General features: G+C 37.4%; 25 protein-coding genes and 1 rRNA gene. 2 read left to right on the plus strand and 24 right to left on the minus strand.

Annotated features, from left to right (window positions below):
• From CLW00_RS20320 to rpmH, 6 genes are all read right to left on the minus strand, one after another.
• Nucleotides 1-63, minus strand: a 16S ribosomal RNA gene (locus CLW00_RS20320); the annotation flags it as partial.
• Nucleotides 64-420: 357 nt separating this feature from the next.
• Entirely contained in the window at nucleotides 421-930 is a 510-nt protein-coding gene (locus CLW00_RS20330; protein WP_106135557.1) for a DUF2480 family protein, read from the minus strand.
• On the minus strand, nucleotides 927-1,616 hold the full coding sequence (tsaB, locus tag CLW00_RS20335; RefSeq protein WP_106135558.1) for a tRNA (adenosine(37)-N6)-threonylcarbamoyltransferase complex dimerization subunit type 1 TsaB: 690 nt from the start codon (nucleotides 1,614-1,616) through the stop codon (nucleotides 927-929). The genes CLW00_RS20330 and tsaB overlap by 4 nt, the downstream gene beginning before the upstream one ends.
• Before the next feature lie 3 nt (nucleotides 1,617-1,619).
• Entirely contained in the window at nucleotides 1,620-3,290 is a 1,671-nt protein-coding gene (locus CLW00_RS20340; protein ID WP_106135559.1) for a S41 family peptidase, read from the minus strand.
• Nucleotides 3,287-3,676: a ribonuclease P protein component gene (gene rnpA / locus CLW00_RS20345; protein WP_106135560.1), complete on the minus strand. Its 390-nt coding sequence runs from the start codon at nucleotides 3,674-3,676 to the stop codon at nucleotides 3,287-3,289. Before rnpA ends, CLW00_RS20340 begins: the two co-directional genes overlap by 4 nt.
• Nucleotides 3,677-3,721: 45 nt before the next feature.
• Nucleotides 3,722-3,880, minus strand: a complete 159-nt coding sequence (gene rpmH / locus CLW00_RS20350; RefSeq protein ID WP_009032742.1) for a 50S ribosomal protein L34 — start codon at nucleotides 3,878-3,880, stop codon at nucleotides 3,722-3,724.
• A gap of 138 nt (nucleotides 3,881-4,018) precedes the next feature.
• Between rpmH and CLW00_RS20355 the strand changes: the two genes are divergently transcribed.
• Both CLW00_RS20355 and CLW00_RS20360 read left to right on the plus strand, forming a co-directional pair.
• Nucleotides 4,019-5,677, plus strand: a complete 1,659-nt coding sequence (locus CLW00_RS20355) for a M61 family metallopeptidase (protein ID WP_106135561.1) — start codon at nucleotides 4,019-4,021, stop codon at nucleotides 5,675-5,677.
• A 73-nt stretch (nucleotides 5,678-5,750) separates the two neighbouring features.
• The gene (locus tag CLW00_RS20360; protein WP_106135583.1) at nucleotides 5,751-6,194 is read left to right on the plus strand and encodes a DoxX family protein; all 444 of its coding nucleotides are present in this window, start codon (nucleotides 5,751-5,753) and stop codon (nucleotides 6,192-6,194) included.
• A gap of 33 nt (nucleotides 6,195-6,227) precedes the next feature.
• On the opposite strand, the gene CLW00_RS20365 is transcribed toward CLW00_RS20360, so the two are convergent.
• The 18 genes from CLW00_RS20365 to CLW00_RS20445 form a co-directional block, all read right to left on the minus strand.
• Nucleotides 6,228-6,962 (minus strand): LolA-like protein, encoded by a 735-nt coding sequence (locus CLW00_RS20365; RefSeq protein WP_106135562.1) that lies wholly within the window; start codon nucleotides 6,960-6,962, stop codon nucleotides 6,228-6,230.
• Nucleotides 6,963-7,022: 60 nt separating this feature from the next.
• Nucleotides 7,023-9,065, minus strand: a complete 2,043-nt coding sequence (locus CLW00_RS20370; RefSeq protein ID WP_106135563.1) for a M16 family metallopeptidase — start codon at nucleotides 9,063-9,065, stop codon at nucleotides 7,023-7,025.
• Between the two features lie 26 nt (nucleotides 9,066-9,091).
• Nucleotides 9,092-10,420: a M16 family metallopeptidase gene (locus CLW00_RS20375; protein WP_106135564.1), complete on the minus strand. Its 1,329-nt coding sequence runs from the start codon at nucleotides 10,418-10,420 to the stop codon at nucleotides 9,092-9,094.
• A gap of 266 nt (nucleotides 10,421-10,686) precedes the next feature.
• A complete protein-coding gene (locus CLW00_RS20380) occupies nucleotides 10,687-11,682 on the minus strand; it encodes an adenosine kinase (protein ID WP_106135565.1) in 996 nt (331 codons plus the stop codon).
• A 38-nt stretch (nucleotides 11,683-11,720) separates the two neighbouring features.
• Nucleotides 11,721-12,887 carry a hypothetical protein gene (locus tag CLW00_RS20385; RefSeq protein ID WP_106135566.1) on the minus strand — a complete coding sequence of 389 codons (1,167 nt, stop codon included), beginning with the start codon at nucleotides 12,885-12,887 and terminating at the stop codon, nucleotides 11,721-11,723.
• 245 nt (nucleotides 12,888-13,132) lie between these two features.
• Complete coding sequence (locus tag CLW00_RS20390) at nucleotides 13,133-13,750, minus strand: DUF4142 domain-containing protein (RefSeq protein WP_170073257.1); 618 nt, start codon at nucleotides 13,748-13,750, stop codon at nucleotides 13,133-13,135.
• 71 nt (nucleotides 13,751-13,821) lie between these two features.
• Nucleotides 13,822-14,442 (minus strand): hypothetical protein, encoded by a 621-nt coding sequence (locus tag CLW00_RS20395; protein ID WP_342747922.1) that lies wholly within the window; start codon nucleotides 14,440-14,442, stop codon nucleotides 13,822-13,824.
• A 195-nt stretch (nucleotides 14,443-14,637) separates the two neighbouring features.
• Nucleotides 14,638-15,621 (minus strand): manganese catalase family protein, encoded by a 984-nt coding sequence (locus CLW00_RS20400; protein WP_106135568.1) that lies wholly within the window; start codon nucleotides 15,619-15,621, stop codon nucleotides 14,638-14,640.
• Nucleotides 15,622-15,850: 229 nt separating this feature from the next.
• Complete coding sequence (locus CLW00_RS21470; RefSeq protein WP_211300237.1) at nucleotides 15,851-15,994, minus strand: hypothetical protein; 144 nt, start codon at nucleotides 15,992-15,994, stop codon at nucleotides 15,851-15,853.
• A gap of 420 nt (nucleotides 15,995-16,414) precedes the next feature.
• Entirely contained in the window at nucleotides 16,415-17,287 is an 873-nt protein-coding gene (locus CLW00_RS20405; RefSeq protein ID WP_106135569.1) for a glycerophosphodiester phosphodiesterase family protein, read from the minus strand.
• An 84-nt stretch (nucleotides 17,288-17,371) separates the two neighbouring features.
• Nucleotides 17,372-18,760 (minus strand): toxin-antitoxin system YwqK family antitoxin, encoded by a 1,389-nt coding sequence (locus CLW00_RS20410; protein WP_106135570.1) that lies wholly within the window; start codon nucleotides 18,758-18,760, stop codon nucleotides 17,372-17,374.
• A 94-nt stretch (nucleotides 18,761-18,854) separates the two neighbouring features.
• Nucleotides 18,855-20,165, minus strand: coding sequence for a 30S ribosomal protein S12 methylthiotransferase RimO (gene rimO / locus CLW00_RS20415; protein ID WP_106135585.1), 1,311 nt, complete (start codon nucleotides 20,163-20,165; stop codon nucleotides 18,855-18,857).
• A 428-nt stretch (nucleotides 20,166-20,593) separates the two neighbouring features.
• Nucleotides 20,594-21,154, minus strand: coding sequence for a helix-turn-helix domain-containing protein (locus CLW00_RS20420; RefSeq protein ID WP_106135571.1), 561 nt, complete (start codon nucleotides 21,152-21,154; stop codon nucleotides 20,594-20,596).
• Between the two features lie 66 nt (nucleotides 21,155-21,220).
• Nucleotides 21,221-22,594 carry a Gfo/Idh/MocA family protein gene (locus CLW00_RS20425; RefSeq protein WP_106135572.1) on the minus strand — a complete coding sequence of 458 codons (1,374 nt, stop codon included), beginning with the start codon at nucleotides 22,592-22,594 and terminating at the stop codon, nucleotides 21,221-21,223.
• A 96-nt stretch (nucleotides 22,595-22,690) separates the two neighbouring features.
• The gene (locus CLW00_RS20430; protein WP_106135573.1) at nucleotides 22,691-23,767 is read right to left on the minus strand and encodes a hypothetical protein; all 1,077 of its coding nucleotides are present in this window, start codon (nucleotides 23,765-23,767) and stop codon (nucleotides 22,691-22,693) included.
• Nucleotides 23,768-23,837: 70 nt separating this feature from the next.
• Nucleotides 23,838-24,404 carry a Pycsar system effector family protein gene (locus tag CLW00_RS20435; protein ID WP_106135574.1) on the minus strand — a complete coding sequence of 189 codons (567 nt, stop codon included), beginning with the start codon at nucleotides 24,402-24,404 and terminating at the stop codon, nucleotides 23,838-23,840.
• Nucleotides 24,405-24,711: 307 nt separating this feature from the next.
• Nucleotides 24,712-25,287, minus strand: a complete 576-nt coding sequence (locus CLW00_RS20440; RefSeq protein ID WP_106135575.1) for a PNPOx family protein — start codon at nucleotides 25,285-25,287, stop codon at nucleotides 24,712-24,714.
• On the minus strand, nucleotides 25,287-25,469 hold the full coding sequence (locus CLW00_RS20445) for a CPXCG motif-containing cysteine-rich protein (protein WP_106135576.1): 183 nt from the start codon (nucleotides 25,467-25,469) through the stop codon (nucleotides 25,287-25,289). Before CLW00_RS20445 ends, CLW00_RS20440 begins: the two co-directional genes overlap by 1 nt.
• Nucleotides 25,470-25,490: the final 21 nt, after the last annotated feature.

Raw genomic sequence — 25,490 nt, forward strand, 5'->3', positions numbered from 1 at the left:
GACTTGCATGTATTAGGCCTGCCGCTAGCGTTCATCCTGAGCCAGGATCAAACTCTCCGTTGTATAGTTTGTTGTGACATATAAATATGCCTAGTCTTTTCCTGACTCTTTAATTTTAGTAGCAAATGCTACTTCTGTGTTATTTTGTCTTCACCATTTCAATGAACTTTTTCCTTGCTTTCAAGGATTGTTTGGAGCTCGTTTCTCCAAAAGCGAGTGCAAATATCGGAGTTTATTTTTAAGAACCAAAAACAAAATTAAAATAATTTATTTTTTTTTCTTCCAGTTGATTCAACTCCTCAATTCAAATGTTTTTCCCGACGCTTTAGCCGAAATTGGAATGCAAACTTATGTCTCTTTATGGGATTTAACAAGCGCTTTACTCAAAAAAAATTAAATAATTTTGCGGACACCATTCCGCTACTTTTTGCCAGCTTTGTACAAAGGAACTGTACTGCATGGCTCTCCATACATTATGGATTTCGCATATGGCTGAAGCAGAGAGGTTACCCTTCCGTAAGCATACAAGGGGACTGGGAATTTACTGCAACCTTTGATCACGATTGGTCTATCTTGAAAAGACGCTATGTCAATTTTGACAAGTTCTTTTTCAAAAAGAAATTGTTCTAAAGCCATTAAATCTCCAACTACATATTCAACATCATGCTTTCCTAAATAAGTCCCCACGAGAATAAAAGCCCAGTTTGGCACTATTGCATCTTCAGTACAGGTTATGGCGACTAGCTTACCGACCAACGAACTCCAATCAAATTCTTTCAATGCAGCTCTAAACTCCTTCTCCTTCAAAACCAACCCTTGAAAAAGAAAATCTTTTAAATCAAAAATCACACGATTCTCTTTTCTGTAAAAATTTTCGAGATCGATCGTGGCAATTGGACTATTGGCAACTCTATTGATTATTTCGCTCATTGTAATAAGGGATTTTTCTTTGATTTGATAACTTGAAAATCTTTCAAGTAGTTCGGTTCAAAATAAGCCAAATCCTCAAACTCTCCCTTTTCAAATTTCTTGAATGCCAATTCACCAATAGTTCTTGCCGAGTTTTGAGAATCTAAAAAAACCGAATTGGAATGCTTCAATATTTCTCGAAGCTTTTTCACTCCATCACCTAAAAAGATGACTTTCCCCTTTTCTAGATAACTTTCAAAGACATTTTCCTCTACTACTAATGGACTTAAAGGACGAACAATATTTAGGTCTTTATCATAAGTAGCTGTATAAACTTCCATTCTTCTGGCATCTATCATCGGTACTATCAAATCATTTACTTTACATGCAGTTGCAGCTTGCTTGGCTAAACCCTCTAATGTATCCACACCAATCAAAGGAAGGCCCAGTCCAAAAGACAAGCCTTTGGCTGTTGAAATACCTATTCTTAGCCCAGTGTAAGAGCCGGGGCCTTTTGAAACCCCAATAGCTTTTAGATCTCCTCTTTTACAACGCGTATCGTTTAAAACCTTATCAACCATGCCCATTATCAACTTACCATGGGAATTTGGTTCACAGCTTTCTGCCAGTCCGAGAAGTTCTCCTTTATCGTGAAGGGCTATTGAACACACATTTGTGGCAGTTTCAATCGAGAGAATTAATGACATTTATTAATTTTTACGTTTTGCCGTCGCTATTAATATATTTTTAAGTTCAGTTTGATCTGATAGCACTTTCAATGCTAGGTCAATATCTTCATCATCATATAAGGATGCCTCCACTACGCCTTCTTGGTAGTAGTACCTGGAAATAATCTCTTCTTTTAAGGCTGACTTTATTTCTTCTTGATAGGTGATTAGATCCTGCTCCTTATTATGACTTACCTTCTTTTTTAAGTCCTTTATAGTTGGTTGAATCTCTTCAAAATAGTTTTCTTTCTCCGCATATTTCACCAAGTCATCAAGTGCTTTTTCCACATAGGTAGTGTAATCATACTCTTTACCTTCCAACCAAGACACAAAGTCTTTATAGATATCTTCACTTATCTGGAAATCTGACGGAGCTCCAATAGAATTGTTTTGCCTGTAAAATTCATTTCCAAAATCAAAAACTAAACTTCTTGCCACTAAACTATAGGTGATCGGCGCATAAGACTTTGGCTCGATCATTCTGTCCGGCTCGATCCCTGCACCATCTTTAACAATTCTTCCGTTTTTTGTGGTAAACTCATTCCTTAATGAATCAGGAATAGAGCTTGAATTACCCATTTCATCCTTTTTACTGTAATCAATTGCCTGAATACATCTTCCACTAGGAATGTAGTACTTGGCAGTGGTTACTTTCACTTGTGAGTTGTAAGAAAGGGGCACAGTAGTCTGAACCAAACCTTTACCAAAGGTTTTTCTACCTATCAACACTGCTCTATCATAATCCTGTAAAGCTCCCGCTACAATTTCAGCTGCTGAAGCACTCCTCTCATTAATAAGGACAACTAAAGGAATATCTTTGTCAAGCGGAGATTTTGTGGTTTTGTAAACAGCATTGACACTTTCCAGCTTACCAATAGTACTTACTACCTCTTTTCCTTTTGGAATAAACAGGTTGACTATTTCAACCGCTTCTTTAAGGATTCCTCCTGGGTTGTCTCTAACGTCCAAAACCAACCTGGTAACACCTTGTGACTTGAGGTCTACCAATGCTTTTCGCACATCAGATGCAGCATTTGTTGTGAAGTCTGACAACTTTATATAGCCAGTTTGATCATCAATCTTTCCATAATATGGAACATTGCTGATGACAATCTTCCGTCTTGTCAGATTTACTGAAATGGTGTCTTCTCCCCTTTTCACTTGCACAAACACGTCTGTATTGGCAGGACCTTTCAAAAGTTTAGAAATATCTGCAGTTGCTTTCTCTACTACATTGACTGTATCTACTTTCAGAATTTCGTCACCTATCCTTAGCCCTCCAGATTGGGCGGGAAAACCTTTGTACGGCATAAGAATCATGTTGGTGCCTGTTCTATTCCCTATCAATGCTCCCACACCACCGTACTCACCAGTGGTCATCAGTCTAAAATCATCCGAATTCTCTTCCGGAATATACTCAGTATAGGGGTCTAATTCTTCAAGCATGGCATTGATACCCACAGTCACCAAACTTTCCGCATCTATTTCATCAACATAATAGGAATCCAACTCCCTGACCAAAGAAGCGAAAATATCCAGGTTTTTGGCTATCGCAAAAAGCTTATCGTTACGGTTGACAAATGAAAAAAGCAAAACTGCAATCAGTGCAGTACCTAGAACTGTAAAGAGCCTGTTTCTATTTTTGTTTATCATGGAAGTGGGTTTTGTTTGTCGGTGATTGAATTGATACGGTCGATGACTTTCAACACTCTTTTTTGAATATTCTGAAATGTATCGACTTCAGCAGAAACGTAGATCAACCCAATGAGTTTGTTATTTGCTGAAATGTTTTGAAGCTGATTCTTATTTAGCCTGTAAGCTTCTTTCATCCTTCTTTTGATGAAATTCCTATTTACGGCTTTCTTGATTTTCTTTTTAGAAACCGAAAAAAGTACCTGAACAGTTCCATTGTCCTCAACCGGCAAGTCTAAAACCAAGACTTTAAAGGGGTGTAAAAAAAAAGAGGAACCTTTATTAAAAAGTTCCTTTATTAACTTTTCAGAATGTAATCTCTCATTCTTTGTAAGTTTATAATTCATTGCATCTTGTTTACGTATCAAAGTACGGAAATTAAGTGCTAAGAATTACTTTTTCAATGTTTTTTCAGAAGAAACAGTTAGCTTATGCCTTCCTTTTGCTCTCCTTGACTTCAATACTCTTCTTCCGTTAGCAGTTGACATCCTTAGTCTAAAACCGTGCTTGTTTCTTCTTTTTCTACGAGAAGGCTGAAATGTTCTTTTCATGACGATATACTTTTAATATTTTTTGCTTTCCTAAATGTTCCTTTCAAAGGTTATCCTTTAAAGGACTGCAAAGATAGATAGCTTTTTTTTATTTACAAACGAGGCGTTTACTTTTGTTACAGTCAAGCTGTTTGAAAAATGAAGTATTATATAAAACGAATATCAAATGTATCTCAATTTATCCAAATATCCTTACACATACATTGTGAGCAAAATGAGCGTGTAAAGCTACAATTAGCCACTTGGAGACCTGGACGATACGAAATTGCCAATTTTGCGAAAAATATAAGGTCTTTTGAAATCAAAATAAATGGAGGGAAAATACCTCATAAAAAAATAAGCAAAGATTGTTGGGTTTTTGAGTCAACTGCTGAAAATGAGTATGAAATCTGCTATGAATTCTATTGTGCTAAAATGGATGCAGGTAGCTGCTGGTCAGATGATGAAATGTTATATCTAAACTTTAGCAATTTTATTTTTGAAATTCAGGGCCGGGAAAAAGAAGATATCGAAATAGAAATAGATTACCCCAACAATTATAAAGTGGCTACTGCCTTGCCATTGATATCAGGAAATAATTGGAAAGCCGATGGATACCAACACGCCATGGACAGTCCATGGGTCGCAGGCAAGCATGTCTCGCACCAGTCATATACTGTAGGGGGTTCTAAATTTCATTTGTGGTGGATTGGAGATATACATTTTTCAAGTTTGGATGTTTTGAAAGTTTTTCAGGAATTCACCAAAAAGATGATAGAAGACTTCCAAGATTTTCCGGCATCCGATTATCATTTTATTAATATACTTCTTCCATATAAGCATTATCATGGTGTGGAGCATAGATTCTCCACTGTCATCACCATAGGACCAGCTATTGATTTGGCAAAAAAAGAATTGCTAGATGAGCTAATTGGGGTGAGTTCTCATGAGCTATATCACTTTTGGAATGTCTGCAGGATTAGGCCAAAAGAAATTCTAGAATATGATCTATCCAAGGAAGTGTTGCTAGATTCTGGCTACATCTTAGAGGGGATTACAACTTATATGGGTGACTATTACCTCTTAAAGTCAGGATATTTTTCATTATCGGATTATTTGAAAATTTTAGAAAAACAAATCCAAAAAGAATCTGATAACCTCGGATGGAGAAATGAGACAATTGTTGATTCCAGTTGTAATTTATGGCTCGATGGATACACAGCCGGTATACCTGAGGATAAGGTCAATATTTATAACAGAGGAGCTCTTATTTCTTTCTGCCTTGATACCTCTTTAAAAAAGGCTGGTTCTGGACTCCATGTCATCATGAAAAAACTTTGGGAAGATTTCGGGAAATCAGGAAAAGGTTACCAACTCAAAGACTTTATAAATATAGTTCAGCATCACTCCGAAGAATCCTACAGGTTGATAAATCAACTTTTGTATGAAAAGGTTGACCTCATACCAATCCTAAAAAAATATCTGGCGGAAACTGGAATCCAATTAGAAGAGCACTTTGATAAAAACGCCCTTTTACATGTGTTTGGAATTAGGATAGATGAAAACAAGCAGATCAAACAAGTGCATCCTGATTCTGCGGCGTATTACTCCTTTATGGCAGGAGATGAGTTACTCATGAAAAATGGTGAAAAGATTAGCAAAGGAGAATGTTTGGAGTTAAGTCCCGGTGATGTCTTCAAGGTAAAGCGATACGGTAGAAAAATAGATGTTTTCATTGAAAAAGAACATCGCCAATTTTTCCCAAGAATGTCTTTATCGGTAGCAGAGCAAAAAACCATCAAGAATACAAAGAATTGATTTTCAGGTGATTTAGAGGATTATAAGTTAATTTTTGCTAAATTAATGCTTGTTGAACCAAACCCAAAAAGCTATGACACTCACCGCAAAAATCGAAAGATGGGCGGATACCCATCATCCTGTTTGGATAGATTATGTCCGAATTGTATTAGGTTTATTCATCCTATTAAAAGGCATCTTGTTTATTTCAAACACCGAAGCCTTACTTCAATCTGCAGCCAATGTAGACTTGGCTTTCTTTAATATGGCCTTGGCGCATTATGTAGCTTTCGCTCACTTGGTAGGAGGAATATTGATTGCATTTGGTCTGTTGACAAGATTTGCCATCCTCTTTCAAATCCCAATTCTATTTTTCGCTGTGTTCTTTGTAAACATCAAGCAAGGTTTTCTTTCAGTGAGCAATAACCTTGAATTTGAACTATCCATTTTAGTATTGATCTTATTAATGGCTTTTTTAGTCTATGGATCCGGAAAGTTTTCGGTGGACAACTGGATGAAAGAGCATCCAAATGAATAAAAAAAGGGGAGCTTGAAGCTCCCCTAAAAAGTTTTACTTGAAATCTTCATCAGTCAAATCCTGATTGAATTTCAGAGAAGTCACTTTGGTTTCAAGTGCCATTGGCATCATTGGATTTTTGATTGTCATTTTCATTGGAAACAATACCCCATCCATTTCTTCATAGTCACTATAGGTGATATCTCCTGCAGCTTCAGAACTAGTTCTTAATTTCAACCCAGACTCAACTGAGTAATACTCTACAGTTTTCATATTATCAGCTGTGGTAATCACTAACTTATACGCTTCTTCACCGTCAATATCCTCGGTTCCTTGAGCTTCCAAATCGTAACCCATTGCTTCATAATGCTCCTCTGGAAAAACATATACTTGTGCTTTTAGAGACTGCACCATTTCATCAGGAATATCTTGCTGCTGTCCCATCGCAATGATGGTCGCTTTCCCATTTAGTAAAACTGTCCTTTGGGCTACATTCCCCATGACGGAGGTTTCTTGAACCATCCTTTCATTTTCACTATCAGAAATACCTTTGATTTTGATCACTGTCCCTTGCATTTCTGCCTCCATGGTGACAATTGAATTTTTTATTTTAGAAACATTTTCTTTGCCGCCAACTGCTTTGATGTAATTCGCAATTATGGTGGATGGATCATTTTCAAGGTTTTTTTCAGATTTTGTTTCAGAAAAATCTGAGCCGATACTTACAGTACTATTGGTGAATAGAAAACCAAGAGCCAACGCAACAATTAAAAGATTTGTCTTTTTCATAAATTTAATTTTACGGTTATAAAAAATATAGGGAGAATCAATTCTCCCTATATGCAATCATTACTTTAAATCATCTTCACTGATTGTAACATTAAACGCTACCTTTTCCACTTTTGCCTCAAGAGGCATCGGAATCATTGGAGACTTTAAGATCATCATCATTGGATACTTGATACCTTCTACCTCTTCATAGTCAGAAAAGAACATTTCACCTGTTTCTGCACTCTCTGATTTCAATTTCAAACCAGAATCCACACTGTAGTAATTAATCGTAGTTGCACCAGTAGGATTTGAAACAACCATTTTGAAAGCCTGCTCACCTTCTATTTCCCTGATGCCATCCAATTCTAAAGAATAGCCCATCATTTCATAATGTAACTCAGGGAAAATAAACATACTCATTTTTGCTGCCTCATATTGCTCGTCGGTCAACTCCTGGGACTGTCCCATTGCTGTAACTGTAGCTTTGCCATCTTTAATTAAAGTATGAGAAGCAACATTACCCATCATAGATACTTTATTGGAAAATGCCTGGTTTTGTTCATCATAAATATAAGACATCCCTAATTTCATACCTTGAATTTCGGCAACAGACTCCATTTTAGAAGTTTTGATTTCTTTTGCTTTATCTGCTCCACCAATCGCTTCAAGGTAGTTTTGAATTACACTCTCAGCATCGATGTCCCCATCAATTGCAATTGTTCTTTCGGGCTGCCCCATGTTGTCGAACTTCTGAACTTCACCAAAAGCCATCAAGCTTTCAGCGATTTCATTTCCGTTACCCACCACAGTGATGTACGCATTTTCTGGCTTCAGGTAGTCTTTAGCGGCTTTATTGATATCCTCGACGGTCAAAGCACTCAGCTTCTGCAAATAAGTAGAGTAAAAGTCATCACTTAAGCCATATCGCTCTGTATTGATAGCGAAATTAGCAATCGTTGAAGGACTTTCCAATGACCTACCAAAAGAGCCACTAAGGTTAGCTTTTGCAGCCTCAAGCTCTTCAGCTGTGACCCCATTATCCCTAAGGTTTTTGATTTCGTATATGATTTCAGTAATCGCTGAATCAGTGGCAGTTTGTTTGACATTCGCAGTAGCCCTGAAAGTAGCCATTACTTTATCTGCTCCAATGCTAGAATAAGCGCCATAAGTGTAACCTTTGTCTTCACGAAGATTCATGAACAACCTTGAAGAAGAACCTCCACCAAGAATGTAATTCAAAACACGAGTTGTCAGGTAATCCGGATGAGAAAGGCTCATTTCCAAAGGATAGGTCACATTGACCACAGATTGAACTGAAGCTGCTCTATCAACAAGAGCAATTACATTATTTTCAGGTGCACTTGGCTTATCGTAAGATTTAGAAGGTACCTCTTTTTTCTCCCATTTGGCAAAGTAGGTATTTGCTAACTTCTCAGCTTCAGCCTTGTCAATATCTCCTACAATAGCCAGGTATGCGATGTTTGGCCTGAAGTACGTTTCATAATAAGCTTTTATGTCTTCGACTTCTATATTCTTGATCGTTGTTTCGGTTTCATTTTCACCATAGGGATGATTATCTCCAAAATTCAAAATTGAATTTAATCTGGAAACTATCGCATTTGGCTCATCTTTACTCGCAGCAAGACCGGTAAGGTTTTGCTTTTTCAGTTTATCAAGTTCCTCTTCAGGGAAAATTGGATTGTAAAGAATATCTGTCATCAAATCCAAAGCCTTGTCTTGGTGTTTTTTTAATGATGAAGCAAATATTGAAGTTGAGCCTGCATTGATGGAAGCTCCTATAAAATCTATCTCCTCATCAAGTTGATCTTTGGTCCTATTGCTAGTGCCACCTTTCAACATTTCTCCAATCATTCCAAGCATACCTGCTTTATCTCCCTCCAAAATTGGATCCCTTTCTAACACAAGCGAAAAGGCTACACGTGGCAGTTTGTCATTTTTGACTACAAAAACCTTCAGCCCGTTTTCCAAAGTGAATGAGTCTGCATCGCCCAACTGAATCTCTCTGGCAGGTGCCGGCTCCGGATAAGTAGACCTGTCCACCTGCGCAAAACCTGCTTGCACACTTGCAAATAAAAGTATAGCTATAAATATCTTTTTCATTTTCTTAAATCTTTAGATTGATAAAATCACTCAGTTGTTTCGGCACTTTTAGGTAGATAGTACAAAACTACTCTTCCATCCAAAGTAAGGTATTCTTTTGCCACACGTTGTAAATCTTCCCTTTTCACCTCACGGTATTTTGAAAGCTCTTCATTGATGTAATTGGTGTCACCAAAGAAAACTTTTGCTTGAGATAGGTTCTGTGCAATTCCTGCCATTGAGCTATTTTTGCTTACCAGGTTATTTTCTATGATGTTCTGCAGCTTTTGAAAATCCCTTTCATTCACGCCCTCTTCTTGGACTTTACTGATAAGGTTATCAATTTCACCTTCCAAATCAGCTGGCTCTATTCCCATATTTGCAATTGAATACATCAGAAAAACACCACCATCCTCAAGATCCAAAGGAATTGCCGCTACAGCTAAGGCTTTTTGCTGATTGTCCACTAACTCTTTGGTCATTAAAGAAGAATTCCCTCCTGTCAAATAAGTAGAAAGCATTGACAAAGCATAGGAGTCTTTGTGGCTTTTTGGAGGAAGGTTGTAAGACTGGACTATTGCCGGAATCTGAATATTGTCATAAATAATATCTCTGATTTCCTCAGACTTTTTTGGTTCTTTTACGTCAGGTCTGTAAAAACTCTCCGGACCTTTTGGAATCTCTTCAAAATAAGCTCTTGCCCATTCTTCAGCTTGGTCATATTCTATGTCACCTGCTATTGTTAGAACTGCATTGTTCGGAACATAATAAGATTTATGAAAATCCATAAACTCCTGTAATTGTGCCAAATCCAAATGCTCCATAGAACCAATTACTGGCCATTGGTATGGGTGCTTTTGGAAAGCCCTTTTCATTGTTTCAGGAAGTATAGTGCCATAAGGCCTGTTGTCATAAGACTGGCGTTTTTCTTCCTTAATGACTTCTCTCTGGGTATCTACACCTACCTGGTCGATCTTTGGATGCAGCATTCGTTCTGACTCCATATAAAGAGCTGTTTCCAATTGGTTGGAAGGTACTACTTCATAGTAATAGGTAATGTCATTTGAGGTAAATGCATTGAGAGTACCTCCAATAGACTGGATCTTGTTCATGTACTCACCTCTGCCGATATTTTCAGTTCCTTCAAACAATAAATGTTCGAAAAAATGGGCAAAACCTGTTCTTTCAGGATTCTCGTTCTTCGATCCTACATGATATAAGACTGATACCGCTACTATAGGGGTGCTGTTGTCTTTATGCATTACAACATGAAGACCATTGTCAAGGGTAACTTCCTTGAACTCGATTTTTGTTTGCGCATGGGCTGAAATGGCCAAAATGGCACTCAACACTAGCGAAAGGCTTAACTTTCTCATATTAATTGGTTTAATCTTTTAGTAAATTTTGTCCAAAATAAAACGTGATCATTAAATTATTTGATTGAATAAAATCAATGATAACTGTTTGGTTTTAAAAATATGACGGGAAAATATAATTATATCAATTGTGAAGCAAGTGAATTTTTAGTTTTATGAATAGTTAAACGGTTATTTTTCCGTTTAGGCTGAAAAGCCTAACATTCTTAAAGAAATGTTTACTGCTCTTCTCAATGGAAAGAAACAGAAAACATAGTTAAAAACAATTAGGGATTCAATCTGTTCAAAATCTCTTTTGCTTGAGGCCATTTGAGTCTCGGTCCAAACTGACTTACAATTTTTGAACTGGCCATTGACGCCAATTTCCCGCTGCTTGCATAGCTATGTCCATTGGTTATCCCATATAGGAAAGCTCCTGCAAACATATCTCCAGCGCCATTGCTGTCAATCGCATTTGTTTTATATGGTTCGATGTCTATGAAAGTATCTCCATCAAAAATCAATGCACCATTTTTACCTTGGGTTATGACAAAATGCTTCGCTGCCTTTTTCATTTCTTCCCTGGCTTCTTCTAAGGTGTCCTTGCCGGTGTAGAGCATCGCCTCTTCTTCATTGGCAAACAACAAATCTACACTCGGTCCAATGATATCATCAAAGGCTTCCTTGAAATACTTAACCATAGCTGGGTCAGAAAAAGTCAAAGCCACTTTGGTTCCCGCTTCTTCTGCAATCTTTTTGGCTTGAATCATCGCCTCTTTACCGTTTGGAGAAGTCACCAGGTAACCTTCTATAAAAAGAAACTTAGAATCCTTGATAGCAGCTTCATTTATTTCTTTGGTTGAAAAATTTTGAGTAATCCCTAAGAACGTATTCATGGTTCGTTCGGAATCATCAGTCACCATAACCAGACACTTCCCTGTAATTCCGTCCTCAAGTCTTTCTGGGTCAAGGTTATTATCTACCCCTGACTCCTTCATGTCCTCAACAAAAAACTTCCCCAGTTCATCATTTGCTACTTTACAACAGTAATATGATTTTCCTCCAAACTGACTTACTGCAATGACTGAATTGGCAGCTGAACCACCGCACTGTTTTTTAGCCTCCTCTGTATTGATGACCTGCATGAGTGTGTTTTGTCTCTCTTCGTCCACTAAGGTCATCACCCCTTTTTCTACTTGGTGATCAATAAAAAATTGATCATTTACCATAAACTCTATGTCTACAAGGGCATTTCCAATTCCCGTTACATCGTACTTTCTCATATAAATATTTAGGTTAATTCAATTTTGTGTGGAATGTGTCATTCAAATATTGGGTGTCTTTCAAATGGCTTCGACCTATCAAACAGATACCTGTATGTATGGTGGGTTTTATAAATTTCAGCGTTGAGTTGTTCGCAAACCCTCATCATCTTAGGATTGAAATCCCCTATCCAATTCATCTCAATTGTTTTGTATGGAAAAGAGCTTGTGGAAGCAAACTGTTCGTTGTATGACATAATCATAGCTGACTCTACCCCTTTTCCTTGAAATTGTGGAACCACTCCAAAGACTAGACCCAACATTTTGTCAGGTGGGTTAAATTTTTGATTCCATAAAAACTTGAGTTTTCCAATCAAATCCATTTTCCCATTTACATGTTTAAAAATCTGATTGATCTCGGGAATATTGATGAAAAATGAAATAGGCTCGCCATTGTGAAAACCAAAATAGATCAACCTCGGATCCATAATTGGTTTCATTTTCTTAAACATCAGCTGGGTTTCCTTTAAGACAAGGCTTTTCCCCATATGTCTGGCCCAAGCCTTATTATACACATCCATAAAATATTGTGGCGCCTTTTCGGACAGTTCCTTCCCTGCAATATGCCTGAACACAAACTCGGGGTTTGCCATAATCTTATTGGCTCTTTCAATCATTTTTTCATCAAAGCCCACACCTTTGACAGGTCTCATAAAAGTAAATTGCTTGAAATAAAGCTGAAATCCATAGGACTCAAAAAACTCTTTGTAGTAGGAAAAGTTCCATGGCATGTTATAATTGGGCGGTGAAAATCCCTCTACCAGTAAACCCCACCATTTGTCACGCTCTCCGAAATTGACTGGACCGTCCATGGCTTCCATTCCTTCGGAGGCCAACCAATCCTTTGCTGTATCAAAAAGCTTGAATGCCGCTTCCTGATTTTGTACGCACTCAAAAAATCCAACACCACCTGTTTTTTGCTTTTCTTTCCATTTGGGATTTAAAAACGCTGCAATTCTCCCTACAGTTTCTCCTTTAGCATCTTTGAGTAGCCATCGCTTAGCTTTTCCTCCCAACTTAAATAGTTTATTGCTTTCAGGGTGAAAAAGACCCTCGATATCTTTGTCCAAAGGCCTGATCCAATTGTTCTCATTTTTGTAAAGCCTAATGGCAAAATCTAAAAATTCTCTCTCATCTGCTGGACTCTTGACTTCCAGTATATCCATATGTTGCCTCTTTTCTGAAATAATGGCTAAAAATAGACAGAAAGGTTTTCTTGACAAAAAAAGTCTGCCAATACATATACTTCAATGGCAAATGCAGGGGGATATTTTTTTACTGACCATAAATCGTACTCAAAAAAAATGTACGACAAACAAAGTTTGCCGCACATTTAAATTAAAGTCAATACATAATCCTACTTTTTTACCCCATATTATGAAATGGCTCAATTTTAGGGTTTATGTACAAACTACGATTTGTTATTATCACTTCTCTCTTTGCTATCCTCTGCATTTTTGAGGTGAGTCCTTAATGTCGGTAGTTTTTCAGAAGCATAAGCTCTTACTTGCGGATCTTCAGAACCCTCTACTGCATTTTCATATAAATCAATGGCGTCCTCATGCCTATCGACCATTCTTTTGCAGTAGTCTTTCTCGAAATCATTCCCGTTTTGGTCATTGAGATCTTTGTGAGCATCCCTGCTGTCTTCCGTTTCCGAAGTTGGAAGCGAGACTGATTTAGATTGTGCAAGTGTATTGATTTCATTGAGGGATTTAGTATGTTCTTCCTCCATCATTTTACCCAATTCTTTCACATTACTGGAGGTTCCTTTTTGCTGGGCCAATTGACCCAGACTGATCATTTCCATTTGCATTTCGGCTGCTTTCACTAAGAAATTATAATCATTGTCATCTTCAATAACACTTGCAGTGGTATCATTGGCAGCCAGCTTTCGGACATTGTCCTCTCTTGCCTCTGCTTTTGAATCCCTTGTGTTATTTTCGGAACAAGATGAGACCAGTAATATCGCACCTGCAGCGTATAAAAAAAGGGACAGTATTGATTTAATATTTATGAGATTTTTCATATTGTAAGTTGGTTTTTGGTTCATAAAACAAGCAAAGGATGTTAGCCCCTTGCTTGATGAAACATTTGATTTTACCTGTGAATCTCTTCGCCTTGGTGATTCTTCCAGTTTTCTTCTAATTGCCTTGCATCCTCCTCATTTTTGGGAGTTACGGAGATGACAACATTGCCTTCTTTTATTCCTGATTCATATAATTTAGCTCTTGCTTCAGGTATACCCGAACCTACCAAAGCACCTATAAGTCCACCTGCGACACCACCTGCTCCTGCGCCCGCAAGTCCGGCAGCTAATGGCCCGGCAATCAAGATGCCCAGTCCCGGAATCGCTACACTTGTTCCAATCGCCGCGATAACACCTGCTACAGCACCTACTGACCCTCCAATAGCGGATCCTTTGCCTGCGTGTTCTGCGGCTTTAGTTCCGATTTCAGTCTTTTCTACGCCTTTTTCGTCGTAGTCATTTTTTCGAGTTTCATCCGACATCACCAAATTAATATCTTCTTTTTTATACCCCCTTTCATGGAGGTCATTATAAGCCCTTTCAGTACTTTCACGGTCTCTGAACATGCCTGTCATTACTCTTTTTTCTGAAGTTCTATCATTTTGATTTTTGAAATCATTTTGATCTCGAACTTCATTTTCGTTTTGGAATTGATTTTCATTCCTGCGATTTTCATCTCTTAAGTTTTCCATGTTTGAATTGGTTTAGTGTTAAATAATTAATTGATTGTACTTTTCAGGTGCATTGACCCAATAGAAAGAAGACGACTACAAAAACAACTATTGTCCCTAGGCAACCACCTCCCATTTTCTTTGCTCCGTACCCAGCTATCAGTCCTTTGAATAAATTGCCCATCCTTTATTTAAATAATAATATGAATACCAAGCCTACTTCGATGCGGAAGACTTTTCATGATCTTTAGCCTTTTGGCTATCCTCATAAACTGACCAGCTCATGACCCCATTTTTTGGAGCATTGGCTTCATCAATTTTTGTTTTTCTCTCAGCACTTAGTTTTTTATTAGCAGATTGAACAGATTCCTCAGACCGATCAGTGCCCTTGCTTTTTTCTTCCAAGAGTCCGTTTGTATCTTTGACATGCTGACGGGGCTCCTCTATAGTTTGCCATTCCTCTCCCATTAATGGGCTTTTACCTTCATTCCAAGGTCCTTTATATTCTTCACCCTTTGACATGTTGAAATATTTATTGCTAAACTTTGGATCACCTTCCAAAATACCCGGCGGAAAGTTTGGCTTGATTGTGTCCAAAGCTGCTTGGAACATTTGAAAATGGGCAACTTCACGAGTCATCAAAAACCTCAAAGATTCCTTCACATATACATCATCTGTAAATTTCATGAGGTTTTCATAGACCATTTTGGCGCTGGTTTCTGCACCTATATTCAGCCGCAAATCAGCTGTCAAGTCTCCCATACCCATAATGTAGCTTGCGCTCCAAGGGTTACCCACACTATCAGTCAGTGTGGGGGTTCCGCCACTTACAAGGAAAAAATGTGGATTTACCATGGCTTCTTGTATGTAATCTTCTTTGGCAGCTTTACCATCCAAGACCTTAGTCAGATCAGACTCATCGGCAGCATTTTTCAATTCACCATTTACACCGGTGAGCAACATCTGAATTGTAGCACCTACAATTTCAAGGTGACTGAATTCCTCCGTTGCTATGTCCATCAACATATCATATTTGTCAGGATAAGCTTTTCTACATCCAAATGCTTGAACAAAATATTGCATTGCAGCTTTCAGTTCACCATTTGGACCGCCAAATTGCTCCAAAAGGAGTTTTGCAAAACGGACGTCTGGCTTAGAAACCCGTGCATTAAACTGTAATTCTTTTACGTGATGGAACATATTTCTGTGGTTTAGTTAAATTCAGAATATGCACGAGCTTTCTCTCATCTCCCAAAACTGAGCGTATGGAAGGTATTGAGAATCCTGATGCACACTCTGGGTTAAAATGATTGTTAAGTACTTTCTTGATTCCTTCAAGAAGGAAAATGTGTTAAAATGTATCTTGTAGCCCTAAGCTTGGTAAATCAGCTTTCGGAACTCAGATCCATCAACTATAAAGTTTGCGGTTTCACTTTTTTTTATCGGCAGGACCATTCAAATCAGCAATAATTCCTTTTTTTTTATCGCTGGTACCCTTCCTTTTCTTTTCAACCGGATCATCGTTTAACTCTGACAACACCCCTTTTTTATATTTCGGATCTTTCTTCTGCATTTTTTTCATGTTTTTAAAAATTAATACATCACAAAATTCAAAAGAATACTATCAGAATAATTATATAATATTTTGATATTTTTACAGAAGTAACAGTTTATTGTATTTCTTCACTCAATTTAGGTTTTTTGAACTCTTTACTCTCTGCGAATAATTTGAGATTCTAAAAATGAAGATTCAATACGGGGTACAGATTGAAAAATCAAAGCCCAACTGTTGAACCAAATTATGCCTTTAACGCTGACTGAATTTACTCCTTTTAAAAAAAGATGATACTATCGTTTAGACTCAAATTCCCATAAATCATCATATTGACTACCCCATTAAAATAAAAATAACCTCCCGAAAAACAGGAGGTTATTGATAAATTTTTAAGATGTATATAGCTTATTGGCTTTTACTTTAAAAATAGCAAAGTGCTTATTTTTTGGGTGCACGGTCTGGAAAATCTGTAATGATACCATCTACACCCATTTGCAGTAGATTTTCCATTTGATCTGTGGTATTGACAGTCCATGGGATAATCCTCATTCCCTTCCCTTTAACAGCACTAACGATTTCTGCTGTCAAGGCTACAAAGTAAGGTGAATAAATTTCAGGTTGAAAACCCAGTTCTTCCAATTGCTCTTCATATTTCCTTGGATCTGTAATCAGCATTGCCAAAGTGACATTTGGATATGTTTGGTGCATATATTTTATGACCCTGAAGTCAAACGACTGGATGTTTACCCTCTTCCAGTCTAATTTTTCGGAAATCAATTTATACACCATATCAGAAAAATCTTGCGGTGTAGGATGATATTCTCCATCACCATCCGGTAAACTCTTAATTTCAATATTGTAATTTGGCTTAGGAAGATTAAAGTCATCTACATATTTTTCCACTACTTCAATCAAATCAGCCAATCGAGGTTTGCCGATTTGAAACAGAACTTGTTCAGGAAAATTTGCTTGTGCTTTAGATCCACAGTCATACTGCTGAACTTCTCTCCAAGTCATTTTATAAATATTATGGGACTTATCACCAACCTCAATCTCATCTCCATTGGGTGTGAGACAAATTACAGGGTTCATATAAGGCTCATGAGAAACAATGATCTCACCATCAGCAGTGACAGCCAGATCAAGCTCTAATGTGGTAACTCCAAGATCAAGAGCTTTAATCATAGCGGGAATGGTGTTTTCCGGCATTAGTCCGCGACTACCTCTATGCCCTTGAAGGTCATAACTGTATTGAGCAAATGAAAAAGACATGATAAAAAGGAATGAAGCTGTAAGTAATAAATGTTTCATTATGTTTTTTTTTTAGAAAAATAGAAACAATCAGCCTATAAACCCACTAATTCAACTTTAACAAAAGGTTATGTTTTTTCCACTTTAGTGTAGGCCTTTAGAAGCTCCCTGAAACCTATGCCATGCGTCAGGCCTGAAGAGTTGCATCCCATGCTGTCTCAAAGCGGTATCTGAGTTTGCATTTGGGAAAAGATCAGTGGGACCTAGCATTCCAGGACTTCCTTCTTCATCATATTCTTCATGGACCAGCATTCCATTGATAAAAGATTCTTCTTTGGACAAGTTGCCTTTGATGGTAAAGTATTTCCATTCTCCCTCTTCTAGGCCCTGATGGAATCTCCCAACTTTGGCTACTTGTTCTGACCTTGGATGAAAATACTGCCAGACTCCCTGATATTTCCCATCTTGAAGTTGACCCCATGCAATTTTATGCCCAAGAGGATCATAATAAACCCTAGAACCTTCTCCGTTTTCAAAATTTCCAGCTTCCAAAATTTCTCCTTTCAAAGATCTAAAGGGACTAAATGCAACTAGTCTACCACTATCATAGATTTCTTCTTGCAAAACTTCTCCTGATTTGGTTATCAGTTTCCAACTTCCGGTTTTTTGATGACTGTCATAATGCCCCCTTCTTAAAATATCTGGGTGAATATCTGATTGCTCTGTCCAAGCTCCCACTTTTATTCCATCTTCATATGATCCTAAAGTGAGAATTCTTCCTTCTTCATCATATACCTCCCACATACCTTCTTCAAGTCCTCTATCAAAATTACCAACAGTAGCCAAATTCCCATTTTCAAAAAACTCTTTCCATTCTCCTTTTTGAAGCCCATCTTCAAATTTCCCCGAAATCTTTGTCTTTCCATTGGCATGATACAGTAAATATTCTCCTGCAGGCTTATGCTGTACGTAGGTAATAAATTCCTCTAACTGTCCGTTGGGGTGGTATTTTTTCCATTCCCCTATCCGCAATCCCAAAAAATAATTTTCCTCACCCTTCAACTTTCCATTGAGGTAATAAGATCTCCAGACACGGTGCATTTTACCGTCTATGAACCTGCCGGTTTTAAGTGGCTTACCAAATTCAGAAAATTCCTGATATTCGCCTTCAAGCTTTCCATTTTTAAACCCAGTTATTACTTCCAGCTTTCCATTCAGGTAAAAAGATTCATATGGTCCATGTAACTCTCCATCTCTATAAGTGATGACTTGTATCGGAGGGTGGGTGAAAAAATTCTTTAAAAAATCTCTCTCAGAGGCCAATTCTGAGGTTTGTTCTTCCTTAAAAAAAGGGTTATCAATGTTTTTTCTGAGGTAAACCTTCCATTTTCCAACTTTTTCGCCATCAATCAAATTCCCTTCAGCTATGAGCTTATTGGTGCCATGGTACATGCGGACAAAACCATTTTCCGGTTGCTGAGCCGCCAAAGAAAAGGCAAAAAAACAGGCAATGATTAGGAGTAAATTCTTCATAATGATTCACACGGAATATTTAACCAAAGGTTAAAATAAAAAAACCATCGGATATACCGATGGTTTTTTTATTTAATCTTTTTGAATATTCGGATCAAATCACTTTTCCATATAAATCAAATTCTGTGGCCTCGGTGATTTTTGCTTGCACAAAGTCTCCTATTCTACAGTAATCGACTGAAGCGTCTATCAATACCTCGTTATCCACTTCCACGGAATCATACTCTGTCCTTCCTACAAAGTACCCATTTTCCTTTTTATCAATCAAAACTTTAAACTCCTTACCGATTTTCTCTTGGTTGAGGTCATAGCTGATTTGCTCTTGCACTTCCATCAATTGGTTAGCCCTACCTTGCTTTTCCGATTCAGGAATAATATCTTCCATCGAGTGGGCATGTGTATTTTCCTCATGTGAATAGGTGAAAACCCCCAAACGCTCAAACTTCATTCTCTCTACAAAATCCACCATTTCTTGAAACTCTTTTTCACCTTCTCCAGGATGGCCAGCAATCAAAGTCGTCCGAATGGCTATCTCCGGAATCAAATCTCTGATAGAATGGATTAATTCTTCTTGCTTTTCCCTTGTCGTACCTCTCCTCATGGTTTTCAACACTGAAGTAGAGCCGTGCTGAAGTGGAATATCAAGGTAATTACAGATATTTTCCCTTTCTTTCATTACTTCAATGACATCCATCGGGAATCCTGTCGGGTAGGCATAATGTAGTCTTATCCAATCAATACCTTTCACGTCAGATAGTCTCCTCATTAATTCTGCGAGGTTCCTTTTTTTATACAAATCCAATCCGTAATACGTAGAATCTTGGGCGATGAGCAACAATTCTTTGGTTCCATTGGCAGCCTTATGCTCAGCTTCTTTCACCAGCTCTTCTATAGGTCTAGAGACATGTCCACCTCTCATCAATGGTATTGCGCAAAAAGAACAAGGCCTATCGCAACCTTCGGATATCTTCATGTAGGCATAGTGCGCATTGTGGGTCAATAGTCTTTCACCTACGAGCTCGTGTTTGTAATCCGCTTTGAATTTTTTCAACAAAGCTGGCAAATCACGCGTGCCAAAATAAGCATCAACCTGCGGGATTTCCTTCTCCAATTCATCTTTGTATCGTTGAGACAAACAACCCGTCACATAAACTTTATCAACAGCACCTTTTTCTTTGGCGTCTACATATTGCAAAATGGTATCAATAGACTCTTGCTTAGCATTGTCTATGAATCCACAGGTATTGATTATGATGATATTATTGTCTTTGGAATTGGCTTCATGATTGGCATCAATCCCATTACCTTTTAGCTGTGTCAACAATACTTCTGAGTCTACCAAGTTTTTGGAACACCCCATTGTAATGATGTTGACTTTATCTTTTTTTAATGTTCTCGCTTTCACTATTTTCCTTCTTTGCTGCAAAGGTAGATAAATTAGGAGACTTGGGATTGTGAATACCTAAAAATTGTAAAATGAGAGATTGAGAAAAATAGCCCTTCATATTGTGAGGGTGGTCGTTGATTTACCAGTAAGAATAAAAATAGTACAGGAAACAGTCTTGAAATTCTTCAAATATTACTAAATCATTAAAAGATCAACCTCTTAAACAATATTATTTAAACTATACTTAATCGTAAGCATGCTCTTAACAAAGGGTTTATTTCTACTTTTGACATGTACAGCAAACGAACATTTTTTCAAAATCCTTGCAACTTTTATGGCGTCGATGTGAATCGACGCCTTTGCTTTTCTATCTAATTGAAAGATTTTATAATTAGAAGGTTGGAAGATTGCTTAGAATATTTTTTCCTCATAAGAGGATATTCATTTTAAACCTTCCAACCTAAGCCACCTTTTTTGACTAATTTTCTATAATCGGTAGGTGTCATTCCTGTTACTTTTTTGAATTGGCTGGAAAGGTGCTGTACAGAGCTATATCCCAGACTCCAAGCCATTTCACTAAGTTGCATCTCTTGATAAAAAAGCCATTCTTTGACTTTATTGATTTTGAGATTGATAAAAAAATGTTCTATGGTTATTCCCTCCAAGCTACTGAAGAGATAACTTAAAGTTGAATAGTCTTTGCCTAGTTGAGATGTTAGATAAACAGAAAGGCTGAACCCAGGAGGTATATCTTCTTCGGTAATGATTTGCTGCAATAAGTTTTTAATCAATTCTATTTTTTTAGAGTCTTGATCTTCAAGTATTTGAAAACCAATTTTTTCTAAATTGCCTTGCAGCATTTTATGCTCTTCAGGTAAAAGCTTTTTTTTCAAAATCACCTTACCAAGAAATACATCTTGATACGGTAGCCCAGCTTTCGTCAATTGTTCCTCTACGGCCATGACACAACGTGGGCAAACCATATTTTTAATTAAAAGCGTCTCCATACTTGGGTGAACATTACTTTCAGTACAAAAAGTTTATCAAGTTCAATTTGTATGAAAGATATTGCTTTAGGCTCCTCTACCTGTTTTTTGCAGTTGAATATCAGTGAGGTCTGCAATTTTCACAGGCTTTGCAGTTTCAATACTATTCCTTGCCGCAATCCCAACCAATATAGACATGGCACCATCCCGGGTACCTGCGGATTGCCGGAAAGGATCCGCCATTTCTGGATCTTTAAATAATTTATCCTTTAAGCGGGTATCTCCACCTCCGTGACCACCTCCTCCATGAGGTATGACAATAATTTCAGATTCTCCAAAATTTTTCGTTAGACGGATTTCATCCTTAGCTTCTTCTTGCCATGGTTGACTTTCTTTGATCCAAGCGTCTATCCTGCCCTTTGTACCATTAAAAGCAATCCGGTATCCTTCGTAGGGTGAATATGTGGTCAAGGAATAACTTACCTGAACGCCATTCATGTATTTGATTTGCACAGCCATTTTATCATAAATGTCTATATCCTCTCTATAGACACAACCATCCCTAAGGTAGCCGTCATGTTCTTCATTATTTGTATATAAATCTACCAAATGTTGGTTTTTGGTGATGTCCCAAAAAAAATCACAATTAGATTGATGCGGACAAGTCCGGCAATGTGTATGCCTGAATTTTCCGTTTTTGCCATAAAACTCCAGTGCGCCATAAGCAAAAACCTCTTCAGGATCAGAATCCAACCACCAATTGAGCAAATCAAAATGGTGTGTAGACTTATGTACCAATAAGGTTCCCCCTTTCTCCTTATACCCATGCCACCGTCTAAAATAATCAGCTCCATGTGAGGTGTCCAGATACCAATGAAAATCAACTGAAGTTACCTCTCCGATTTCACCAGACCTGATCAGTTCGTAAATTTTTTGCCTATGGGGAGAGTACCTGTAGTTGAACGTAACTATGACATTTTTCCCTGATTTTCTTTCTGCATCCAGAATTTCCTGGCACTTAAATTCATCAGTTGTCATTGGCTTTTCTGTAATCACGTGGCATCCAAATTCCAATGACTTCACTATGAAAGTATGGTGTGTGTTGTCAACAGTAGTAACGATCACCACATCAGGTTTGGCTTCTGCCAGCAATTCATCAAAATCCTCAAAAAGCGGACATTCTATCCCTATATATTTCTTCCCAAACTCAAGCCTACCTTTATTGATATCACAAAGTCCAACGAATTCAATTTGATCAGAATAGGTTTTCTGCACATCACGACCAAACATATTGACACCCCGAACCCCCAAGCCGACTAAGGCCAATTTCATTTTTTGATCAGGGTTTGAATGTAAAGAAAGCGCTTTTGCGATTCCGTTTAAAAATATTCCTCCTGATGCCATCATAGCTGTTCGGGCAACAAATTGTCTACGGGTTAGTTCGGTTGTCTTACTTTTCATCTTGTCAGGTTTAAGGGTTTTGATAAAAATATAGATTCTGAAAGAGAATACAAGACTCTTTTATTATTTTGATCTACGATTTGCGACCAATGGCAATCAACCCCGGCATTTATTTACAATCTCTGTTTGGAATTTTTTATCGTCTTTAAGAATTTCAAAAAACTCCTCAAGGTATTTTTTTTGCCTGGCAACCTCATTTGGACTTAAGTATTGAGCATTATTTTCAAAAACTTGCCAAACCTCTGGTTCTATTCTTAAAAATTCCTGTCTTGTAAAATCAAAAAGTTCGGGCTTCCAGCATATTCCTCTGTATAACCTTTCCCTGACAGATTGAATTGAAAGTAACTCGCTCACCGTACTATAAGGTGCATCTACAAGGCCTGACATGTCAAAGTCATAGGGTAAAGGGATGTACTGGTATTGATTAATAGCCATCATGGTGATATTGTGCTGAGCCATAGTGGACCAATCTGTATTGGATATCATCATTTGAAAAAAATCATGACGAATTCCTACAGAATCGTAAACTCTAAAGGGACTCAACTGAAGATCTTTCACCAACTTGGCATCAAACCTATCGGCTACCATCTTATCATCTTCTATCAAGATCCCTTTCACATGATACGTTTTGGGGGATTTACCCGATAGATCTGTAAGTTCGAGATTAATAAGTCTTGTTTTGAAAAAATAAGGGTTGACAACTTCATATAATTTATAAGCCAAAAACTCCTTTACAACTAATTGATCGTATTGATCTGATGAAGAACATGGAAGAACCAATTTTAAATTTTTGTGACTTTCAAATATGCCTCCGACACGATTTTTCTTTTTGATTCTTAGCTTTAAAGGTGGGAAAGCACATTTTTGTCTTCTGAAATTACCTCGAGCCCTAACTTCTACATCAATAGAATCCAAAAATTCATCACCCTGATAAGTAAGTATGGATGGAAACCTGGACGATTTTTCTTTTGATTTTTTTACCTCCTTAAAAGCAAATGCCAGTTTTAAGTCAAGCATTTCATTGTTATCGAATAAATCCTCTGAATTTTGACCTAAACTTACTTCAGAAAAAATCAAACTTGAAGCCAACAGAAATACCAACGCTGTCAACCTAATTCGACAGAGTGACACTTGGACACTTTCAAAACTGTCAGCTATGGGCAACCTATTCATTTGGACTTAGAGTTTGAAAAAAAGCTTAATAAAAATACAACTTAAATACTGAAAATCAGAACCTTCCTTACTATTCAAGAAATAAGAATGCAAGAAAAGCAAAGGTTCCTGTTGCAATTCCAATCATAAATAGGTTGTATGCAAGCCCAAGTAGTTTGTACTTTCTATTTAAGACAATCCCCTGCTGGTACAAGGCTACAGACATATGCCTATTTATTTCGTTTTTTGAAGTAAGAATTCTTGCTGTTTCCGCCAAATAGGCCTCTAATGACATCGAAGCACTTTCGCCAAAAAAAAGAATACTTCCCTTTTCAGGTTGGTATGGCCGATCATCCCGGAGAATAAGCTTAGGTTTAGCCGCTTTCACCGCCAAAATTGTAGATATCAAGCAAAAAACAAGCAATAGACTTACTGGCAATATGACCTTAATTCCTATGGTCTCAAATTGACTGGCTATAGCACCATAACCTGAAATGGCTACTATTGCTGAAATAACCAAGGTGTTGATGCTGATTAGCATATTCGCCTTATTATCCGCTATTTGGAGTAATCCAACATTGTTCTTAAAAGTCACCCTGTAGAAAGTCTGAGTCTCTCTAGATGTTTTACTTTCTTTAGGTTTTTGATTCTCAATCATGGTTTTAAATAAGTCTTCTCCAAGATAAAAATATTATCTAAAACTCTTATGGAGCAAAACAAAGAAAATTCTATGTAGGAATGAGGTTATAATAGCTAAGACTTTTCACTAAGGACATTTTAAAATATTATTTCACATATTCCAAAATAAGTATAGAGGCAATGATGCCAATAACAAAACAAACACCTGGTTTTTGATTCAATGTGATAAACCTATTGTGAAACAAAAATTGGTACATATCACATGTGAAAAAGCACTCTTGCTGTATGGTTCAAAAAAAACAATTGACGCGTATTGTCGGGTAAAATTAAGGCACTAGCCATTTCCCTTGCCACTCGCCTTCTAATAGGGAAAAACCTATCCGTAAGTGCTCAAGTCCATTTAATTGCAATGACTCTATTTGATCTGGCTGGATTTCTATAACACAAAAGTTAACTGGGTTAGACAAATCCTCTTTCCAATGAAATGCTTCTTGGGGATCTTTTATTTCAGTCCCGGGACTTAGAGTGGAGTTGTAAGCTTTTTGGGCTTCACCTTGAACGTTCTTCCAATGTTTCAAAGATGTATCGTTTTGATGATGGAGAATAGCTTTGCCATTAACCCTGATTTGAACTCTTTTCTGAGGATGAAAAAACAAAAGTGATGTCCTGTTTTCACTGTTTAATTGACTTACTTTAGAACTTCTCGAATCTGTGTAAAAGAAAAAACTCAAATTCTTACCCACTTTTCTCAAGACAACATACCTACTTTCAAGGTCAGGTCCTGCAAGCGAACTCAAAACTACGAATCGAAAAGGATGCTTGCGATCCAATGCGCCTCTATGAAGTTCGTGAATAACTTCGGAAAATACTTCCTCTATGGAATTGATGGCTTCAAATAACATTATTGTTCTATTGAGTTGGCTTCAAAGAAATGCAACTCTGATTCTTCGATTTCAAAACTTAGCTCAATGGGGTTGCAACAAACCTCACAATCTTCAATATAGTTTTGTTTGCTTACTGAGGGGTCTAAGAGCATGGATATTTCCTCAAAGCAATAAGGGCAAGAAAAGAAATGTTCGAGCATAGAAGTTTAACCTGACTTTCA

This window comes from Mongoliibacter ruber, from assembly GCF_003003005.1.
GTDB classification, from domain to species: Bacteria; Bacteroidota; Bacteroidia; order Cytophagales; family Cyclobacteriaceae; genus Mongoliibacter; species Mongoliibacter ruber.

What these genes read in the sequence shown, in the direction of transcription:
- CLW00_RS20330 (WP_106135557.1), bottom strand. Translation starts at nt 930, where the DNA reads ATGAGCGAAATAATCAATAGAGTTGCCAATAGTCCAATTGCCACGATC.
- tsaB (WP_106135558.1), bottom strand. Translation starts at nt 1,616, where the DNA reads ATGTCATTAATTCTCTCGATTGAAACTGCCACAAATGTGTGTTCAATA.
- CLW00_RS20340 (WP_106135559.1), bottom strand. Translation starts at nt 3,290, where the DNA reads ATGATAAACAAAAATAGAAACAGGCTCTTTACAGTTCTAGGTACTGCA.
- rnpA (WP_106135560.1), bottom strand. Translation starts at nt 3,676, where the DNA reads ATGAATTATAAACTTACAAAGAATGAGAGATTACATTCTGAAAAGTTA.
- rpmH (WP_009032742.1), bottom strand. Translation starts at nt 3,880, where the DNA reads ATGAAAAGAACATTTCAGCCTTCTCGTAGAAAAAGAAGAAACAAGCAC.
- CLW00_RS20355 (WP_106135561.1), top strand. Translation starts at nt 4,019, where the DNA reads ATGAAGTATTATATAAAACGAATATCAAATGTATCTCAATTTATCCAA.
- CLW00_RS20360 (WP_106135583.1), top strand. Translation starts at nt 5,751, where the DNA reads ATGACACTCACCGCAAAAATCGAAAGATGGGCGGATACCCATCATCCT.
- CLW00_RS20365 (WP_106135562.1), bottom strand. Translation starts at nt 6,962, where the DNA reads ATGAAAAAGACAAATCTTTTAATTGTTGCGTTGGCTCTTGGTTTTCTA.
- CLW00_RS20370 (WP_106135563.1), bottom strand. Translation starts at nt 9,065, where the DNA reads ATGAAAAAGATATTTATAGCTATACTTTTATTTGCAAGTGTGCAAGCA.
- CLW00_RS20375 (WP_106135564.1), bottom strand. Translation starts at nt 10,420, where the DNA reads ATGAGAAAGTTAAGCCTTTCGCTAGTGTTGAGTGCCATTTTGGCCATT.
- CLW00_RS20380 (WP_106135565.1), bottom strand. Translation starts at nt 11,682, where the DNA reads ATGAGAAAGTACGATGTAACGGGAATTGGAAATGCCCTTGTAGACATA.
- CLW00_RS20385 (WP_106135566.1), bottom strand. Translation starts at nt 12,887, where the DNA reads ATGGATATACTGGAAGTCAAGAGTCCAGCAGATGAGAGAGAATTTTTA.
- CLW00_RS20390 (WP_170073257.1), bottom strand. Translation starts at nt 13,750, where the DNA reads ATGAAAAATCTCATAAATATTAAATCAATACTGTCCCTTTTTTTATAC.
- CLW00_RS20395 (WP_342747922.1), bottom strand. Translation starts at nt 14,442, where the DNA reads ATGGAAAACTTAAGAGATGAAAATCGCAGGAATGAAAATCAATTCCAA.
- CLW00_RS20400 (WP_106135568.1), bottom strand. Translation starts at nt 15,621, where the DNA reads ATGTTCCATCACGTAAAAGAATTACAGTTTAATGCACGGGTTTCTAAG.
- CLW00_RS21470 (WP_211300237.1), bottom strand. Translation starts at nt 15,994, where the DNA reads ATGCAGAAGAAAGATCCGAAATATAAAAAAGGGGTGTTGTCAGAGTTA.
- CLW00_RS20405 (WP_106135569.1), bottom strand. Translation starts at nt 17,287, where the DNA reads ATGAAACATTTATTACTTACAGCTTCATTCCTTTTTATCATGTCTTTT.
- CLW00_RS20410 (WP_106135570.1), bottom strand. Translation starts at nt 18,760, where the DNA reads ATGAAGAATTTACTCCTAATCATTGCCTGTTTTTTTGCCTTTTCTTTG.
- CLW00_RS20420 (WP_106135571.1), bottom strand. Translation starts at nt 21,154, where the DNA reads ATGGAGACGCTTTTAATTAAAAATATGGTTTGCCCACGTTGTGTCATG.
- CLW00_RS20425 (WP_106135572.1), bottom strand. Translation starts at nt 22,594, where the DNA reads ATGAAAAGTAAGACAACCGAACTAACCCGTAGACAATTTGTTGCCCGA.
- CLW00_RS20430 (WP_106135573.1), bottom strand. Translation starts at nt 23,767, where the DNA reads ATGAATAGGTTGCCCATAGCTGACAGTTTTGAAAGTGTCCAAGTGTCA.
- CLW00_RS20435 (WP_106135574.1), bottom strand. Translation starts at nt 24,404, where the DNA reads ATGATTGAGAATCAAAAACCTAAAGAAAGTAAAACATCTAGAGAGACT.
- CLW00_RS20440 (WP_106135575.1), bottom strand. Translation starts at nt 25,287, where the DNA reads ATGTTATTTGAAGCCATCAATTCCATAGAGGAAGTATTTTCCGAAGTT.
- CLW00_RS20445 (WP_106135576.1), bottom strand. Translation starts at nt 25,469, where the DNA reads ATGCTCGAACATTTCTTTTCTTGCCCTTATTGCTTTGAGGAAATATCC.